This window comes from Xenorhabdus thailandensis, from assembly GCF_037996785.1.
Lineage (GTDB): Bacteria > Pseudomonadota > Gammaproteobacteria > Enterobacterales > Enterobacteriaceae > Xenorhabdus > Xenorhabdus griffiniae.
Map to the genome: position 1 here is coordinate 612,516 of NZ_JBBMXF010000012.1, position 17,978 is coordinate 630,493.

General features: G+C 42.9%; 13 protein-coding genes. 7 read left to right on the top strand and 6 right to left on the bottom strand.

All coding sequences use genetic code 11. The annotated features are described in order from the left end of the window. Positions 1–2: 2 nt before the first annotated feature. A complete protein-coding gene (gene macB, locus AAC853_RS13060) occupies positions 3–1,943 on the top strand; it encodes a macrolide ABC transporter ATP-binding protein/permease MacB (protein WP_338882751.1) in 1,941 nt (646 codons plus the stop codon). Between the two features lie 67 nt (positions 1,944–2,010). Here the strand turns inward: macB and cspD are convergent, their stop codons facing one another. Continuing rightward, positions 2,011–2,238 carry a cold shock-like protein CspD gene (gene cspD / locus AAC853_RS13065; protein ID WP_338882750.1) on the bottom strand — a complete coding sequence of 76 codons (228 nt, stop codon included), beginning with the start codon at positions 2,236–2,238 and terminating at the stop codon, positions 2,011–2,013. 326 nt (positions 2,239–2,564) lie between these two features. On the opposite strand from cspD, the gene clpS reads away from it, so the two are divergent. Further along, entirely contained in the window at positions 2,565–2,885 is a 321-nt protein-coding gene (gene clpS, locus AAC853_RS13070; protein WP_074018307.1) for an ATP-dependent Clp protease adapter ClpS, read from the top strand. 32 nt (positions 2,886–2,917) lie between these two features. After that, positions 2,918–5,203, top strand: a complete 2,286-nt coding sequence (clpA, locus tag AAC853_RS13075) for an ATP-dependent Clp protease ATP-binding subunit ClpA (RefSeq protein ID WP_338882747.1) — start codon at positions 2,918–2,920, stop codon at positions 5,201–5,203. Positions 5,204–5,319: 116 nt separating this feature from the next. Here clpA and infA read toward each other — a convergent pair whose 3' ends face one another. The 5 genes from infA to trxB form a co-directional block, all read right to left on the bottom strand. Further along, a complete protein-coding gene (gene infA, locus AAC853_RS13080) occupies positions 5,320–5,541 on the bottom strand; it encodes a translation initiation factor IF-1 (RefSeq protein ID WP_047767507.1) in 222 nt (73 codons plus the stop codon). A gap of 163 nt (positions 5,542–5,704) precedes the next feature. Next, positions 5,705–6,397 (bottom strand): leucyl/phenylalanyl-tRNA--protein transferase, encoded by a 693-nt coding sequence (gene aat, locus AAC853_RS13085; RefSeq protein ID WP_338882745.1) that lies wholly within the window; start codon positions 6,395–6,397, stop codon positions 5,705–5,707. Positions 6,398–6,405: 8 nt separating this feature from the next. Next, positions 6,406–8,166 carry a heme ABC transporter ATP-binding protein/permease CydC gene (gene cydC / locus AAC853_RS13090; protein WP_340614795.1) on the bottom strand — a complete coding sequence of 587 codons (1,761 nt, stop codon included), beginning with the start codon at positions 8,164–8,166 and terminating at the stop codon, positions 6,406–6,408. A gap of 2 nt (positions 8,167–8,168) precedes the next feature. Continuing rightward, complete coding sequence (gene cydD / locus AAC853_RS13095) at positions 8,169–9,938, bottom strand: heme ABC transporter permease/ATP-binding protein CydD (RefSeq protein WP_340614796.1); 1,770 nt, start codon at positions 9,936–9,938, stop codon at positions 8,169–8,171. Positions 9,939–10,042: 104 nt separating this feature from the next. Then, positions 10,043–11,005 carry a thioredoxin-disulfide reductase gene (gene trxB, locus AAC853_RS13100; protein WP_338882740.1) on the bottom strand — a complete coding sequence of 321 codons (963 nt, stop codon included), beginning with the start codon at positions 11,003–11,005 and terminating at the stop codon, positions 10,043–10,045. Between the two features lie 844 nt (positions 11,006–11,849). Between trxB and lrp the strand changes: the two genes are divergently transcribed. From lrp to AAC853_RS13120, 4 genes are all read left to right on the top strand, one after another. Beyond that, entirely contained in the window at positions 11,850–12,344 is a 495-nt protein-coding gene (lrp, locus tag AAC853_RS13105; RefSeq protein ID WP_004256338.1) for a leucine-responsive transcriptional regulator Lrp, read from the top strand. Between the two features lie 136 nt (positions 12,345–12,480). Beyond that, entirely contained in the window at positions 12,481–15,933 is a 3,453-nt protein-coding gene (locus tag AAC853_RS13110; RefSeq protein ID WP_340614797.1) for a DNA translocase FtsK 4TM domain-containing protein, read from the top strand. A gap of 72 nt (positions 15,934–16,005) precedes the next feature. Beyond that, complete coding sequence (gene lolA / locus AAC853_RS13115) at positions 16,006–16,617, top strand: outer membrane lipoprotein periplasmic chaperone LolA (protein WP_340614798.1); 612 nt, start codon at positions 16,006–16,008, stop codon at positions 16,615–16,617. Positions 16,618–16,624: 7 nt separating this feature from the next. Then, positions 16,625–17,968 carry a replication-associated recombination protein A gene (locus AAC853_RS13120; RefSeq protein ID WP_340614799.1) on the top strand — a complete coding sequence of 448 codons (1,344 nt, stop codon included), beginning with the start codon at positions 16,625–16,627 and terminating at the stop codon, positions 17,966–17,968. Positions 17,969–17,978 lie beyond the last annotated feature (10 nt).

Below are 17,978 nucleotides of genomic sequence, written 5' to 3' on the forward strand. Positions count from 1 at the left end.
TAATGGGCACATTACTGGAACTAAAAGGCGTTAGTCGTAGTTATCCTGCCGGAGAAGGACAAGTCACTGTTCTGGAAGATATTTCATTGTCTATACAAGCTGGAGAAATGGTGGCTATCGTTGGCACCTCCGGTTCAGGTAAGTCTACTTTAATGAATATATTTGGCTGCTTAGATAAACCTAGTAGTGGGGAATATTGGGTTGCAGGAAGAAATATTGCTGACTTGGATAGTGATCAGTTGGCAGAATTACGCAGAGAATATTTTGGGTTCATTTTTCAGCGTTACCATTTATTGACTCATTTAACCGCCGAACAAAATGTTGAAATTCCAGCTATTTATTCCGGTGTTTCAAAAATACAACGTCGTGAGCGAGCAATTGAATTGTTAAAAAGCCTTGGATTGGAAAATCGGATTGATTATCGACCAAGTCAGCTTTCAGGTGGGCAGCAACAACGGGTTAGTATTGCCAGGGCACTTATGAATGGTGGTCAGGTCATTCTTGCTGATGAGCCGACAGGCGCTTTGGATAGTACTTCCGGCCAGGAAATGATGGATATTTTGAAGAAGCTCTGTCAACAAGGGCATACGGTCGTTATTGTTACACATGATCCTAATATTGCTGCACAGGCTCAAAGGGTGATTGAAATTAAAGATGGGCGTATCATAAGTGAGGTGCATTCTTTTGAACATCAAACATTGCCTCATCTCTCCCCGATAGATGCAAAAACCTCTTCAGTGCGACAAATATGGGGACGTTTTAATGAAGCTTTATTAATGGCATGGCGCGCCATGAATGTGAATAAGCTACGTACTCTACTGACAATGCTTGGAATTATAATAGGCATTGCTTCTGTCGTAACGATCATCGTGATTGGTAATGCGGCAAAATCAATGGTGTTATCACATATTAAATCTATTGCCACTAACTCTATATCAATTTATCCAGGAAAAGATTTTGGCAGTGATGGCGCTTTGGATATGCAAGCACTGAAACTCGCTGATATTCTGGCAATAAAATCTCAGCCTTATGTTCAGGCGGCTTCTCCCGAATTTGTAAATAGCGGGAGTTTGCGTCAAGGCAATATAGATGCTAAAGCGCAAATATTGGGGGTAGGAAGTCATTTTTTTCAAGTATATGCCATGAAATTTTCTCAAGGCATTCCTTTTACTTCAGACATGATTGAGCGTCAGTCTCAAGTGGTTATCATTGATGATAATACACGTAAGAAGTTCTTTCCTTACCAGGATAATGTGATAGGCAAGGAGTTACTGTTAACAAATTTGCCCTTGACGGTGATTGGTGTCATTGCTAATGGGCAAAGTCTTTATAGTAGTGATGCATTACAAATTTGGGTGCCTTACAGTACGATGAATAGCCGTTTGATAAATCAAAGCTACTTAAATTCTATCGTTGTCAGGTTGAAAGATGGCTATAAATCCAATGAAGCAGAAGCAAAACTTAATCAATTGCTGATATTCCGTCACGGTAAAAAAGATTTTCACACTTATAACGTAAATAAGACTATTAAAATAATGAATAGAACAACACGGACGATGCAAATATTTTTAACGTTAGTTGCGGTAATATCCTTAATTGTCGGGGGAATTGGTGTCATGAATATCATGCTGGTATCAGTTACCGAGCGTACAAGGGAGATTGGTATTCGTATGGCAGTAGGGGCCAGAACCAGTGATATTATGCAGCAATTCCTTATTGAAGCTGTTTTGGTTTGTCTAATAGGGGGGGTACTGGGAATTATTCTGTCATGCAGCCTTTCTTTTATAGCGCAATTGATGTTACCAAGCTGGGATTTCGTTTATAACATCATTGCATTTATCATTGCATTTGGCTGTTCAACGGCAATAGGGATAATATTTGGTTTCCTGCCCGCGAGAAATGCAGCTCATCTCGATCCCATAGAGGCTCTGGCAAGGGAGTAAAACAGAGCACGCCACAAATAAGATTATTGTCTACTTGTGGCGTGAAAATTACGAATTTAACGGACTACTATTTTTTGGATTTTGAACCATCTTCCAGAGGTACAATGAGGCTGGCGTGGTTACCTTTGGGGCCTTGATGAACGCTAAAGTTCACTTTTTGTCCAGCTTTCAGCGTCCTATAACCATCCATCTGAATGGTTGAATAGTGAGCGAATATATCTTCACCTCCGCTGGTTGGGCAAATAAATCCAAAGCCCTTTGCATTATTGAACCATTTAACAGTACCTGTTTCCATACTTCTCTATCCCTCATATCACGATTTCGGGTTTAGGAGTCACTCAAAATTTTAAAATATGAACAAACGCCCAGACAGAAAGCGGTGTTCATAAAATATACTGTAGTGAAATTCATTACGTCGTCAAGCATATAAACAACGTCAGGTTGTCTCAAATGGCTAAAGTTTGATATAGATAACGATATCCGATTCTTAGGTAAAATTTAGCTCCGCTAATCCAGGAGGGAGGTAAGCAGAGTGCTTTATGAAGTGATAAAATATATAACAGTAGAATGAATTAGTTCATACTAGAATCCAGCGGACAGTTAATACCCAGCGGAAGAATAATGACTGAGTTTTATAACAATTTGAAAGTTGAAGAATTTATTGAGGATGATGCAAAACAAAAGCTACAACCACCATCAATGTATAAGGTTATTCTGAATAATGACGATTATACCCCTATGGAGTTTGTGGTTGACGTATTGCGAAAGTTCTTTTCTTATGATGTTGAACGAGCAACGCAACTAATGCTGGATGTCCATTACAAAGGGAAAGCAATTTGCGGAATTTATACGGCAGAGGTCGCAGAAACTAAAGCTGCGCAAGTGAACATGTATGCTAAGGAGCACGAGCATCCGTTACTTTGCACGCTGGAAAAAGTCTGATCTGGCTTACTGAAATTTAGGAGGAGGTGCTTATGCTCAATCAAGAACTGGAACTTAGTCTCAATATTGCTTTTGCCAAAGCAAAGGATAACAGACATGAATTTATGACCGTAGAGCACCTGTTGCTGGCGTTGTTAAGTAATACATCAGCACGGGAAGCACTGGAGGCTTGTAAAGTCGATTTGGCAATGTTACGCCAAGAGTTAGAAAGTTTTATTGCACAAACCACCCCCCTATTATCTGAAAATGATGACAGGGATACACAACCTACATTAAGTTTTCAGCGTGTTTTGCAACGTGCGGTATTTCATGTTCAATCTTCGGGGCGTTCGGAAGTCTCAGGGGCTAACGTCTTAGTTGCGATTTTTAGTGAGCAAGAGTCTCAGGCTGCTTATTTATTGCGTAAGCATGACGTTAGCCGTTTAGATATTGTAAATTTTATTTCTCATGGAACACGCAAAGACGAGTCAGATAATGATGCCCATCACAGTATCAATCCGGTTCCAGAAGAGCAGGTAATTAGTGAAGATCGATTGGAAAGTTTCACGACTAACCTGAATCAATTGGCACAGAAAGGGTTAATTGATCCGCTTGTCGGTCGTCAGAATGAATTGGAGAGAACGATTCAGGTACTTTGCCGTCGCCGCAAAAATAACCCTTTGTTTGTTGGAGAATCGGGTGTTGGTAAGACAGCCATTGCTGAGGGGCTTGCATGGTGTATTGTACAAAAAAATGTTCCCGAAGTGATGCAAGATTGTACCATTTATTCTCTTGATATTGGTTCATTGTTGGCAGGGACAAAATATCGCGGTGATTTTGAGAAGCGCTTCAAGTCTTTGTTAAAGACATTAGAGCAGGACAGCAAAAGTATTCTCTTTATTGACGAAATTCATACTATTATTGGAGCCGGTGCCGCATCGGGTGGGCAAGTGGACGCAGCTAATCTCATTAAACCGCTGTTGTCTAGTGGGCGTATACGGGTAATTGGCTCCACGACTTACCACGAATTCAGCAACATTTTTGAAAAAGATCGGGCTTTGACTCGTCGGTTCCAGAAAATTGATATTCTTGAACCTTCTGCTGAAGAAACGGTACAAATTATCAATGGGCTGCGTACTAAATATGAAGCACACCATGATGTTCGTTATACAGCGAAAGCCATTCGGGCGGCAGTTGAGTTATCTGTGAAGTATATTACTGATCGTCATTTACCGGATAAAGCCATTGATGTCATTGATGAGGCTGGAGCAAGGACCAGATTAGTGCCAGTTAGCCGCCGCAAAAAGACAATCAATGTTGCCGATATTGAATCCGTTGTTGCTCGTATAGCCCGTATTCCAGAAAAAACGGTGTCAGCCAGTGATAAGGATGTACTAAAAACACTGGATGAGCGTTTGAAAATGTTGGTTTTTGGTCAAGATAAGGCAATTGCTGCCTTGACAGAGGCCATCAGGATGAGCCGTGCGGGGTTAGGACAGGATCATAAGCCAGTAGGATCTTTTTTGTTTGCAGGACCGACGGGGGTGGGGAAAACAGAAGTCACAGTTCAACTTGCTAACGTGTTGAATATTAAATTGTTGCGATTTGATATGTCAGAATATATGGAGCGTCATACTGTCAGTCGTTTAATCGGAGCTCCTCCGGGTTATGTTGGGTATGATCAGGGAGGATTATTGACCGACGCAATCATCAAACATCCTCATTCTGTACTGTTATTGGATGAGATTGAAAAAGCCCATCCTGATGTCTTTAACCTGTTGTTACAGGTTATGGATAATGGAACATTGACTGACAATAATGGCCGCAAAGCGGATTTCCGAAATGTTATTTTGGTGATGACAACCAATGCAGGGGTGCGTGAAACACACCGTAAATCCATTGGATTCACTGAGCAGGATAACAGCACGGATGGTATGGAAGAGATAAAACGAATTTTTACACCTGAATTCCGCAATCGTCTTGATAGCATTATTTGGTTTGATGCGCTCTCTTCGGAAGTTATTCAGCAAGTTGTTGATAAATTTATCGTCGAGTTACAAGCCCAACTGGATGAAAAAGGTGTCTCCCTGGAAGTCAGTGCAGATGCCCGCCAATGGTTATGTGACAAAGGTTATGATAGGTCGATGGGGGCACGTCCCATGGCTCGTATAATCCAAGACAACCTCAAAAAACCACTGGCGAATGAATTGTTGTTTGGCTCTTTGGTGCATGGAGGCTCAGTCAAAATTAAACTTGATAAAACTAAACAGGTATTGTTATACGATTTTAAGGGCGCACAAAAGTCAAACAAAAAGAGATCAGAAGATGCTGTGTTATAAATATAAACGGTATCAGAGATAGAAACTGGTAATGGCAGGTAAGAAAGTAAAAAGCTAATGCCACACCACAGGTGAATTCCGAAAATACTATCACCTGTGGTGCTAAGGTATCTTAATCAGCGGCTACGGAAAGTGATGCGTCCTTTTTCCGGATCATATGTAGTTAGCTCAACTGTAACCTTGTCTCCTGTCAGGATGCGGATATAGTTTTTACGCATTTTTCCTGAGATATGAGCAGTGACAATGTGTCCGTTGTCTAATTCAACGCGAAACACAGTGTTTGGCAGTGTTTCTAAAACAGTACCTTGCATTTCAAAATTCGTGTCTTCTTTGGCCATCTAATCCTCTAAATGTAACAACCATAGTTTTTAACCGGCAAGATAATGCCGAAAAACCATCATTATGTAAAGGAATGTCGTATTTTAAGCCATCATTTTACATACGATAATATGATAGCTAATGACATTCCCACCATGAACAGCATTTATTTCTGAGAGATGATTATAAATCCAGCTTTTGTACAGACCAGCAGCCTGATTGCAATGACTGCTTTCTTAATTGGTAAAGGTGCTGGAGAAATTTTTCTCTCGGAATATTTTTAGCCCCCAATGATTCTGTATGGTGGTTTAATACCTGACAATCAAATAGTTGACCACCATGACACAAAAAATGGTGATAGAATGCGACAAATGCACATTTGGAAGCATTCTCCATTTTGCTAAACATCGATTCACCACAAAATAGTGTACCGACACAAACGCCGTATAAACCACCCACCAGTTGATGGTCATGCCAAACTTCTATTGAATGAGCCAGACCTTCTTTATGTAAGGTTTGATAACCTTTTTGAACATCTGGTCCAATCCAAGTGCCTTCTAGTCGTTGGGCGCAATTATATATCACTTCATCGAAAGCATGATTTACCGTAATCTGGTAAGTATGTTTTTTGCGAATAAATCGACGTAGTGTTCGGCCAATATGCAATTCTCCTGGAATCAGCACGGCCCTAGGATCGGGAGACCACCATAAAGGCGGTTCATCAGGCGAATACCACGGAAAAATCCCCTCATGATACGCTACTCGTAAACGTTCTGCACTTAGATCTCCTCCAAATGCCAATAAACCGTTGGGTTCAACTAGCGCATTGGTGGGATGGGGGAATTCATAGGAATTACCCAGTTGAGCTATCGACATAAGTTAAATCACCTTTGCTCAGGATAGCTCTGTAGCTGATGAAATTGTTGTCGCTGATAAAATTGATAGTAACGCCCTTGTTGAGCTAGTAGCGCATTATGCTTACCTTGCTCGATAATGTGCCCTCCATCCATAACGCAGATTCGATCCATGTGTTGTAAACCTGTGAGGCGATGGGTAACGACAATTAAAGTTTTATGCTGACAACTACTGTGTAACAGCGACAGAATTTGCTGTTCTGTATCTGCATCAAGTCCTTCGGTTGGTTCATCCAGTAGCATTAAAGGGGCATTATGCAATAATGCCCTGGCAATACCTAAGCGACGTTGCTCTCCGCCAGAAAGCTGACGCCCACCCTCGCCCATCCAACAGTTTAGCTTTTTATCAGTGTCTAGCAAGTATCCTAAACCTACTTGTTTCAGTACGGTTGTTAATTCATCGTCACTAGCATCTGATTTTGCCAATAAGAGATTTTCACGCAAAGTATGGCTAAAGACATGTATCCGCTGGGGAACGATAGACATCATTGAACGCAATGTTGACTCATCATAGTGGGAGATGGGGTGCTGATTGAGTTGGATCTCGCCGCTATTGACATCCCAGGCACGCGTCAATAATTGCAAAAGCGTTGATTTACCACATCCTGTTTTTCCCAGTAAAGCAATATGTTCACCTGATGTCAGGGACAGAGAGATATTTTTCAATACTGGCTGTGGCTGGCCAGGGTAGGTGAAATCAACATTTTTTATTTCAAGGTTGAGATTGCTATTTGCTTGTGGCCCATGAGAAGGGAAGGCGACTTCTGGTTTTTGGTACATCAACTGAGAAACACGCGTTGCAGATGCAATGACTTGCCCCATGTGCTGAAATGCTACGGTGACTGGTCCAAGTGCTTCAAATGCAGCAAGAGTGCAGAATGTAAACAGCGCGATTAATGCACCTGCCTGACTATTTTCACCCACACCTGCCGCCGCTAGCCATAGTATCAGCGTCACTGTTATGCCGGTGGAAAAAATCATGATGGCTTGTGATAGCCCGGTCAAATTGGCTTGTTTCTGCTGGCTTCTTAACCAATCGTTTTCCACCTCAGCCATAGATTGACGGAAGCGTCTAAGTGCACCAAACACGCTTAATTCAGCTTGCCCCTGTAAGGCGCTGGTAAGTAATGTACGATACTGGCCGCGTTGTTGGGTAATGTTTCTGCCATAAGGTTTTCCTGCGTGGTAAAACACGCAAGGTAATATCAGCAGTAGCCCTAACATAATACCACCAATAGTATAGGCGAGAGTGATATCAAGGAATCCTAGGCCAAATGTCAGAACGAGAATGACGACGAATGCCGCGAGGACAGGAGAAATAACCCGCAGATACAAGTGATCCAGTGTTTCGACATCCGCAACAAGTCTATTTAACAACTCACCTTGACGAAAACGAGCAATGCCACCAGGAGAAAGAGGAAGTATTTTTTGAAACGCAAAAACACGTAAATGTGCTAATACCCGAAATGTTGCATCATGGCTGACAAGCCGCTCACCATAGCGACCAGCAGTACGAAAAATGGCCGCGCCGCGAACACCGGCGGCAGGCAGCATGTAGTTAAACGTATATAACCCTGCGAACCCAGCTAGGGCTGTGCCAGCAAGGAACCAACCAGAGAGTGTTAGCAACCCAATACTGGCGAGTAGCGTCACAATCGCCAATAGCATACCTAAACTGATGAGAAACCAATGGCGGCGGTAGAGCGCGAGAAATGGGAGTAATACACGCATGATTAAAGCTCCACACTACGGTGAGATAGCAGACGAGAAAATACACCTTGAGACTGGCTTAAAGTTTGATAATCACCTTGTTCGATAAGCAAACCATTTTCCATTACCCAAATCTGGTCATATGATAGTGTCTCTTCTAGTAAGTGAGTGACCAATAATGTGGTTTGTTGATGCGAGGCTTGATTTAACGCCATCATCACACGCTGTTCGCTATGGGCATCAAGACTAGCGGCGGGTTCATCTAAGAGCAATAATTGGCAAGGATTTAACAATGCTCGCGCTACTGCAATCCGTTGGGCTTGTCCGACAGACAGACGGGCAGCGTTGTCACCTATTACCGTATTGATTCCATCTGGAAGGTCATTAATAAACTCATTGACATAAGCTCGTTTCATTACATCACTGATTTGTTCTTGCGTTGCATCATATTGACCCAGGCGAATATTATCGAGCAGAGTTTGTTCTGGCAGGTGTGGGTTTTGCCCAACCCAACTTAAGTGTTCACGCCATTTGGTGAGACTGAGTTCACGTAACTCAATGCCATTGATTTTTACGGAACCATTATAAGGTAAGAATCCCAGCAATACGTTGATTAACGAACTTTTGCCCGCACCGCTTTTTCCAACCAGAGCAATCCGCTGGCGCCTATCAATGGTAAAATTCAAAGGACCAGCAAGACGATGTCCATCGTGGGACATAATTTCCAGTTCGCAGGCCTCAATGGTAACGGGTTCGTTATCGGATAGTGTTTTCTCACCACTACTTGTGGCTTGTTCTCCATTGCTACTGAGTAAAGTGAAGAGCGATTCTGCCGCTCCGACGGCTTGAGCTTTGGCGTGATAAAATGTACCTAAATCGCGCAGTGGTTGAAAAAACTCAGGTGCAAGGATTAACGCGAGGAAACCGGCAAACAACGTAACACCTACACCATAGCTACCAAAGTGCAACTCTCCTAAATAGGAAAAACCAAAATAAACAGCAACAACGGCAATGGAAATTGCGGCAAAAAATTCTAAAACAGCTGAAGATAAAAATGCCATGCGCAGAACTTCCATCGTTCTGCGGCGAAAACTTTCTGTTGACTCGGTGATTTGTTCAACTTCCGCTTCTCCTCGATGGAACAGGCGCAAAGTTTCCAAACCTCGTAAACGATCGAGGAAATTACCACTTAAACGGCTGAGAGCTACAAAATTGCGCCGATTAGCATCTGCGGCACCTAATCCTACCAATGCCATAAACAGCGGAATCAATGGTGCGGTTACAAATAAAATCAATCCTGCGGCCCAATTAATTGGAAATACAGTAACCAGGATTAAGATAGGGATCATTGTAGCAAGCGCAACTTGAGGCAAATAGCGAGAATAGAAATCCTGCATGTCTTCTATCTGCTCTAGGATAATGGTCGCCCAACTTCCAGCGGGTTTCCCTTTAACCCACACAGGGCCTAGTTGTTCGAGTTTATCCAGTACCATATTGCGAATTTGTTGACGTATAACTTTGCCACAAATAAATCCAACACGTTCTCGAACGGCATTGATAACAGCCCGTAATGTAAAAGTCGCTGCCAATATTAGAAATTGGTTGATAAGATTTTCACGAGGAACATTGTCAATAATCAGAGCTTGGAGGATTGTCGCCAAGAACCAGGCCTGAGAAATAATCAGCAATCCACTGATTAAGCCAAGTAGCATTGATAAACGAAGCCAACGACGGGCAGGTGCAGTTTGCTGTTTCAGCCATCGAACAAGTTCAGATTGTCTTGTTTTGTCCATAAGAAAAATTTCTGTTTAGCGGGTGATGATACGGAATATCAAAACAAGCTGTATGTTACCTGTTAAAAAGCGCTATCGGAATAGCGCTTTAGGGGAAAGATAGATTATTGGGTTGCCAACCCGTCCAGAAAACGTTCTGCATCCAGAGCTGCCATACAGCCTGTACCGGCTGAGGTAATAGCTTGGCGATACACATGATCCATAACATCTCCAGCGGCAAAGATACCTGGAATAGAAGTCTGGGTGGCATTACCATGTAAGCCGGATTGGACTTTGATATAGCCGTTTTCCAGTTCCAGTTGGCCATCAAAGATGCCCGTGTTTGGGCTATGGCCGATGGCGATGAAAACGCCGGTAACATCCAGTTCTTCGGTATTGTCACTTTTCGTATTGCGAATGCGGATACCAGTCACACCCATATCATCACCGAGAACTTCATCCAACGTATGATCAGTATGCAGAATGATATTGCCGTTCTTTACTTTTTCCATCATACGGTCAATCAAGATTTTTTCTGAACGGAAAGTATCACGACGATGAATCAAATGTACTTCAGAGGCAATGTTTGCCAAATACAGCGCTTCTTCAACGGCAGTATTACCCCCACCGATTACAGCAACTTTTTGTTTACGATAGAAAAACCCATCACATGTTGCACAGGCAGATACACCACGACCTTTAAAAGCCTCCTCGGAAGGTAACCCGAGATAACGGGCTGAAGCACCTGTCGCGATGATTAAAGCATCACAGGTATATTCCTGATCATCATCGCCAAATAAACGGAACGGTCTGTTTGAGAAATCAACTTTCTGAATATGGTCAAAAATGATTTCTGTTTGAAATTTTTCGGCGTGCTGAAACATGCGTTCCATCAAATCTGGGCCAGTCAGTCCTTCAGGATCACCGGGCCAGTTCTCAACCTCAGTCGTGGTGGTCAATTGGCCACCTTTTTCAACCCCAGTAATGAGGACGGGATTTAGATTAGCGCGGGCTGCATACACAGCAGCGGTATAACCAGCAGGACCTGAGCCAAGAATGATAAGTTTACTGTGTTTAGCTGTGCTCATGAATACCTCATTTTCATTATCGCATATTGCAGATTTAGGGATTGTAGGAGAAATAATGAGTTAAAAAAAGCAATTATCAGATAAAATATTCATGTTATTAACGATATTACCGATAGATAGCAACTATGATGTAATCGTATTGTAAGAGACGATAGTTTAACTTTCTGAATTGAACATCATTTATACATATGAGACATAAAACAATCTATCGAAACGGTTTACCGAAAATTTGTTTGGTAGGTTGTTCTGATTTTTGTTCATTTACTTTGACAATCGGCTGTGCATTTGCGAAAACATCTATGCAAGAGATAATTATCTACCTCGCTAATCAATTGTTTTTATAAAAGAGGCAAAATTAGTGTGGGGATTTTCTCATAGAATATAAAAATTGCCGTTAAGCTGTTTCTGAAAAACCTAGTGTTTTAGGTGCTAGTATCTTGAGAGATAGTGTTCTGGGAAATAATGTTTCTGAGAGGCAATATTCTGGTAAATCGTATTGTATCCCTAATGGATTCAAGTTGCAGTGCGGCGGCAAGGGAACAAAACTTCAAGCGCATAGAAACAAATATGAGTGGCTGACATGTGAGTAACTGAGTGATTGGGGTGAGTAAGCACAGCTAACATAGCAGCAACTTGGAAAGTAAAAGGGAATAATTAATCGAATTCTGGAAGATTGTAGTCTAGGAAATTGGATTTTGGGAGATTGTTTCTAGGAATTGTAGTAGTCCTCAAACCTTGATTACAGATTAAGCTTTAACCTTTGAAGACATCTTTTCCAGCTCAACCGATTGAAAGAGATAAGGAAAATGTTTTAGGTGTAGGAATATAAAGAGAGAGCAATAAGATGATAGATAATAAGAAGCGTCCAGGAAAAGATCTTGATCGTATAGATCGTAATATCCTTAACGAGTTGCAAAAAGATGGCCGTATTTCTAATGTAGAGTTATCCAAAAGAGTTGGCTTGTCACCAACGCCTTGTTTGGAACGTGTGCGTCGTTTAGAGCGTCAGGGATTTATTTCTGGCTATACAGCTTTACTGAATCCTCATTATTTGGACGCATCATTGCTGGTATTTGTTGAAATTACACTGAACCGCGGTGCAGCAGATGTATTTGAACAATTCAATACTGCTGTTCAGAAACTAGAAGAAATTCAAGAATGTCATTTAGTTTCTGGTGATTTTGACTACCTGCTGAAAACACGAGTCCCAGATATGTCTGCATATCGTAAATTGCTTGGCGAAACTTTGTTACGTCTTCCTGGCGTTAACGACACCCGTACTTATGTTGTAATGGAGGAAGTGAAACAAAGTAACCGTTTGGTGATTAAGACCCGTTAAGCTTTCATCTAAAATGTACAGATGCAAAATAGGAAAAACTTAGGTACACTCCTGTTTATGCATACAGTTTCAACGCTGAGCTACCCTCAGCGTTGTTCCGTTTTTTTAATCAACAGAAAAACCTGGAGAGCCTTTCTTGAACCAGGAATATACAGAAGACAAACGTGTTAAATTAAAGAAGATAAGCAGTGGCCGCCGGCTTCTGGAAGCCGTTCTGTTGGTTATTGCTATCTGTGCCGCGTACTTGATGGTAGCGCTTATCAGCTTTAATCCATCTGATCCCAGTTGGTCACAGACGTCATGGCATGAACCTGTCCACAATTGGGGAGGCAGTGTTGGTGCTTGGTTATCTGACACGCTATTCTCGGCATTTGGTATACTTGCTTATGCAGTTCCGCCATTTATGTTATTAGGTTGTTGGAATGTCTTCCGTCAGAAAGATAGGCAAGAATATACGGATTTTTTCACACTTGCATTACGCGTTATTGGTGCTTTAGCCCTGATACTGACGTCATGTGGTTTGGCTGCACTCAATATTGATGATTTAAATGATTTTGCTGCTGGCGGAGTCATTGGCAATTTATTTAGCAATGCGATTCTGCCTTGGTTTAATATCCTGGGAGCCACCTTGGCTTTGTTGGGTATTTGGGCTATTGGATTCACATTGTTTACGGGGTGGTCATGGCTCGCGATTGCAGAAAAAATTGGTGCGGTTATTCTTGATTCACTGAGTTTTGTCGTCAATCGAGGTCGCAATAATGCTGGAGATGACGAGAATGCGTTAGTTCCCGAACATCCAGCCAGTGAACAAAAACATGTGGAACAGGCAGATAAACATGAAGTGGTCAAATCTGCGGTTGCTGCTGAAACGCTAGATGACGATGATGTATTACTGACTGCTCCAACGTTAGCCGAATTAGCGAATACAGATCCAGCGTTACAGCCTGCATCAACTTCTCCAGCATTGGATCAATCTCAGGAACAAGAACCTGTTCTCTATTCTTTTGAACTACCAGATGATGACCAATCAGGTACAAATTCACAATCAGATGACTTTTTTCAGGTTATTTCAAATCTACCTGCAAACAGTTCTGCGGGCACAAATACGCATTTACAAGATGAAGTAACAGATACATTTGCTCTGCCTGAAAATGATAATGTTAATACGAAAAATGAGGCAGAGGATATTGCAAGCCCGGCTGTTGTGGCGAGGAACCCGCAGGTTAAACAAGGTATTGGCCCTGAAATGCCGCGCCCCAATCCAGTTAGGATCCCAACACGTCGTGAATTGTATGGCATCAAAGTGCCTTCTCACCGTTTGGCAGAACACATGCAACGGAAAGAAAAAGAGAGACAGAACGAGTTGATTGCAGAAGCCAATGAACAGCGGATGGATGCCCAACAGCAAGACATGTTGCGCCAGCAATTCCTTGAGCAGCAACGTAAGCGTTATGGTACTGATTTTGAGCAAGGAAACAAAGAACCAGAGCCCCGTGAAGAGAGTACGCTGATACATAAGCAACCAGTGGTAGCTGATGAAATTACGGAAAGTCGTGTAAGTAAGCAGTTTATAGACGAACAAATAGTAAACGATCAGCCAGTAGTAGATGAGCCAAAAGCACAGGAAGAAGCGTTGCGGATAGCATTTGAGCAACAGCAACGTGAACGTTACCAACTGAATCAACCTGAACCTACCGAATTTGTATTTATGCCAACAGAGTCGCAGATTCAACCCGTTCAGGAGAAAAATATAGCGACTTCTCTTGATTCTCATGAATCGAGAAATCAGCATACTTTTGCGCAGCAACCGCAGCAACCGCAGCAACCGCAGCAACCGCAGCAACCGCAGCAACCGCAGCAACCGCAGCAACCGCAGCAACCGCAGCAACCGCAGCAACCGCAGCAACCGCAGCAACCGCAGCAACCGCAGCAACCGCAGCAACCGCAGCAACCGCAGCAACCGCAGCAACCGCAGCAACCGCAGCAACCGCAGCAACCGCAGCAACCGCAGCAACCGCAGCAACCGCAGCAACCGCAGCAACCGCAGCAAGACAGCCTATTCCATCCATTTTTGATACGCAATGATCAACCATTGCCAAAACCAACGACGCCGATGCCTTCTTTGGATCTTTTGGCTGAACCACCGGTAGAAGAAGAACCAGTTGATATGTTTGCCCTTGAGCAAACCTCGCGTTTAATTGAAGCGCGTTTGAATGATTATCGTGTCAAAGCGGATGTTGTTGGATTCTCTCCAGGGCCTGTCATTACCCGATTTGAATTGGATTTAGCTCCTGGAGTGAAAGCCTCGCGTATTTCCAACTTATCACGTGACCTGGCTCGTTCACTTTCAGCGGTAGCCGTCCGTATTGTGGAAGTTATTCCAGGAAAACCTTATGTTGGTTTGGAATTACCCAATAAAAAACGCCAAACAGTTTATCTGCGGGAAGTTTTGGATTGTGATAAATTCCGTGATAATCCTTCACCGTTAACTATCGTGTTAGGAAAGGACATTGCAGGGCAGCCGGTTGTGGCTGATCTGGGTAAGATGCCTCATTTACTGGTAGCAGGAACGACAGGTTCGGGTAAATCAGTAGGGGTTAATGCGATGATCCTCAGTATCCTGTATAAAGCGAAACCAGAAGATGTTCGCTTTATTATGATTGACCCGAAAATGCTTGAGTTATCGGTTTACGAGGGTATTCCACATTTATTGACCGAAGTTGTCACCGATATGAAAGATGCAGCCAACGCATTGCGTTGGTGTGTCAATGAAATGGAACGACGTTATAAGCTAATGTCAGCTTTAGGTGTACGTAACATTGCAGGTTATAACGATAAGATCAAGCAAGCAGAAAACATGGGTCGCCCGATCCCTGATCCGTTCTGGAAACCAGGTGACAGCATGGATGCAACGCATCCTATGCTGAAAAAAGAGCCTTATATTGTTGTCATGGTTGATGAGTTTGCCGACTTAATGATGACAGTGGGAAAAAAGGTGGAAGAATTAATTGCACGTTTGGCCCAGAAAGCACGAGCGGCAGGTATCCACTTAGTATTGGCTACTCAGCGCCCTTCCGTTGATATTATCACCGGACTGATTAAGGCCAATATTCCGACACGTATTGCATTTACAGTATCCAGTAAAATAGATTCCCGTACCATCCTTGATCAAGGTGGTGCAGAATCATTGCTTGGTATGGGAGACATGCTTTATTTGGCGCCAAATTCTTCCATTCCTGTACGTGTCCATGGTGCATTCGTGCGTGATCAAGAAGTGCATGAAGTCGTCAATGACTGGAAAGCTCGTGGTCGTCCTCAATATATAGACAATATTGTCAAAGGAGGAGATGACGGTGAAGGCAACATGGGATTTGATAGTGATGAAGAACTAGATCCCTTGTTTGATCAAGCGGTTGAATTTGTGATCGAAAAACGCCGTGTTTCTATTTCTGGTGTACAACGTCAATTTAGGATTGGATATAACCGGGCGGCTCGAATTGTCGAACAAATGGAAGCACAACAGATAGTGAGTGCACCTGGACATAATGGCAATCGTGAAGTTTTGGCACCTCCACCGCATGAACATTGATTATCGCTATAAAATATAAATAGTATCGGCAATTAATAGCTGATAATAAAACGAATTGAAGGTATCTCGCACATGAAAAAACTGATGTTGATTGGTTGCCTGATGATGAGTGTGAGCATAGGTTCTGCTTGGGCTGATGCGACGCAGGATCTGCAAGGGCGCTTGGGAAAGGTGAATAGCTTTCATGCCAGTTTCACTCAAACAGTGACTAGCAATGATGGTTCAACGGTTCAAAAAGGGGAAGGGGAGCTTTGGATCAAACGCCCTAATTTGTTTAACTGGCATATGACGTCACCGGATGAGAGTATTTTGGTTTCTGATGGCAAGACACTGTGGTTTTATAACCCTTTTGTTGAACAAGTAACGGCAAATTGGTTAAAAGAAGCAACGGGGAATACGCCATTTATGCTGATTGCGCGCAATGATCCTGCCGACTGGAAACAGTACAAGGTTATGCAAGACGGTAATAATTTCGAGCTGACTCCCTATAATACCAGTGGTAACTTAAGACATTTTTCAATTACCGTGACACCAGAAGGAACAATCCAAAAATTCACTGCCGTTGAACAGGATGGGCAAAAAAGTGCTTACCAATTGAAAGGGCAGCAAAATGTCAACGTGGGTGCGGAAAAATTCAAATTCACCGTACCGGAAGGTGTCACGCTGGATGATCAACGCCAGTGAGGTTTAAGTGAACACTCTTTCTCTCGATTTTTCACAAAATGAATTTCAGCCACTGGCCGCAAGAATGCGGCCAGTCACATTAGATCAGTATATCGGCCAGCAACACTTACTGGCAGAAGGAAAACCTTTGCCGCGAGCAATCCAGGCAGGTCATCTTCATTCTATGATTTTATGGGGACCGCCCGGAACAGGAAAAACAACACTGGCTGAAATTATTGGTTATTACGCGCAAGCTGATATTGAACGTATTTCGGCAGTCACTTCTGGCATAAAAGAAATTCGTGAATCCATAGAAAGAGCACGACAAAATCGCAACGCAGGGCGCAGAACGATTTTATTTGTTGATGAAGTTCATCGATTTAATAAAAGTCAGCAGGATGCGTTTTTACCACATATTGAAGACGGTACCATCACATTTATTGGTGCAACCACTGAAAATCCTTCCTTCGAATTAAATTCAGCTTTGTTGTCACGGGCTCGTGTCTATTTATTGAAATCACTTTCGACGGCAGAAATTGAACAAGTGCTTATTCAGGCCATTAATGATACTGAGCGTGGCGTTGGCGGGCAAGATATTGTATTACCAGATAATACTCGCCAAATTATAGCAGAGCTTGTGGCGGGAGACGCACGCCGTTCACTGAATTTGCTGGAAATGATGGCGGACATGGCAGAAACCAATGCGCAAGGGCAGCGGGTTTTGACGCCGGAATTACTGAAAGAAGTGAGCGGGGAAAGGAGTGCCAGGTTTGATAATAAAGGTGACCGATATTACGATTTAATTTCTGCTTTGCATAAATCAATCCGTGGTTCAGCACCTGATGCAGCGCTTTATTGGTACGCCCGAATTATTACCGCAGGTGGTGATCCCCTTTATGTTGCTCGTCGGTTACTGGCTATTGCTTCTGAAGATGTGGGTAATGCTGATCCACGCGCAATGCAGATCGCCATTGCTGCATGGGAGTGTTTTACGCGTGTAGGAGCGGCTGAAGGAGAAAGAGCGATCGCACAGGCAATTGTTTATCTTGCTTGTGCCCCGAAAAGTAATGCTGTTTATACCGCATTTAAGGCAGCTATGGCGGATGCGCAAAACAAACCAGATTATGACGTCCCAGCTCATTTGCGTAATGCTCCGACTAAGCTGATGAAGGAAATTGGGTTTGGTGAAGAGTATCGTTACGCCCATGATGAAGCGAATGCGTATGCTGCCGGTGAAGTCTATTTTCCGCCAGAAATGCAACAAACACGTTATTATTACCCGACTGCCAGAGGGCTGGAAGGTAAGATAGGTGAAAAGTTAAACTGGCTCCTGGAACAGGATCAAAATAGCCCAATAAAACGCTATCGTTAATTTTCCTGAT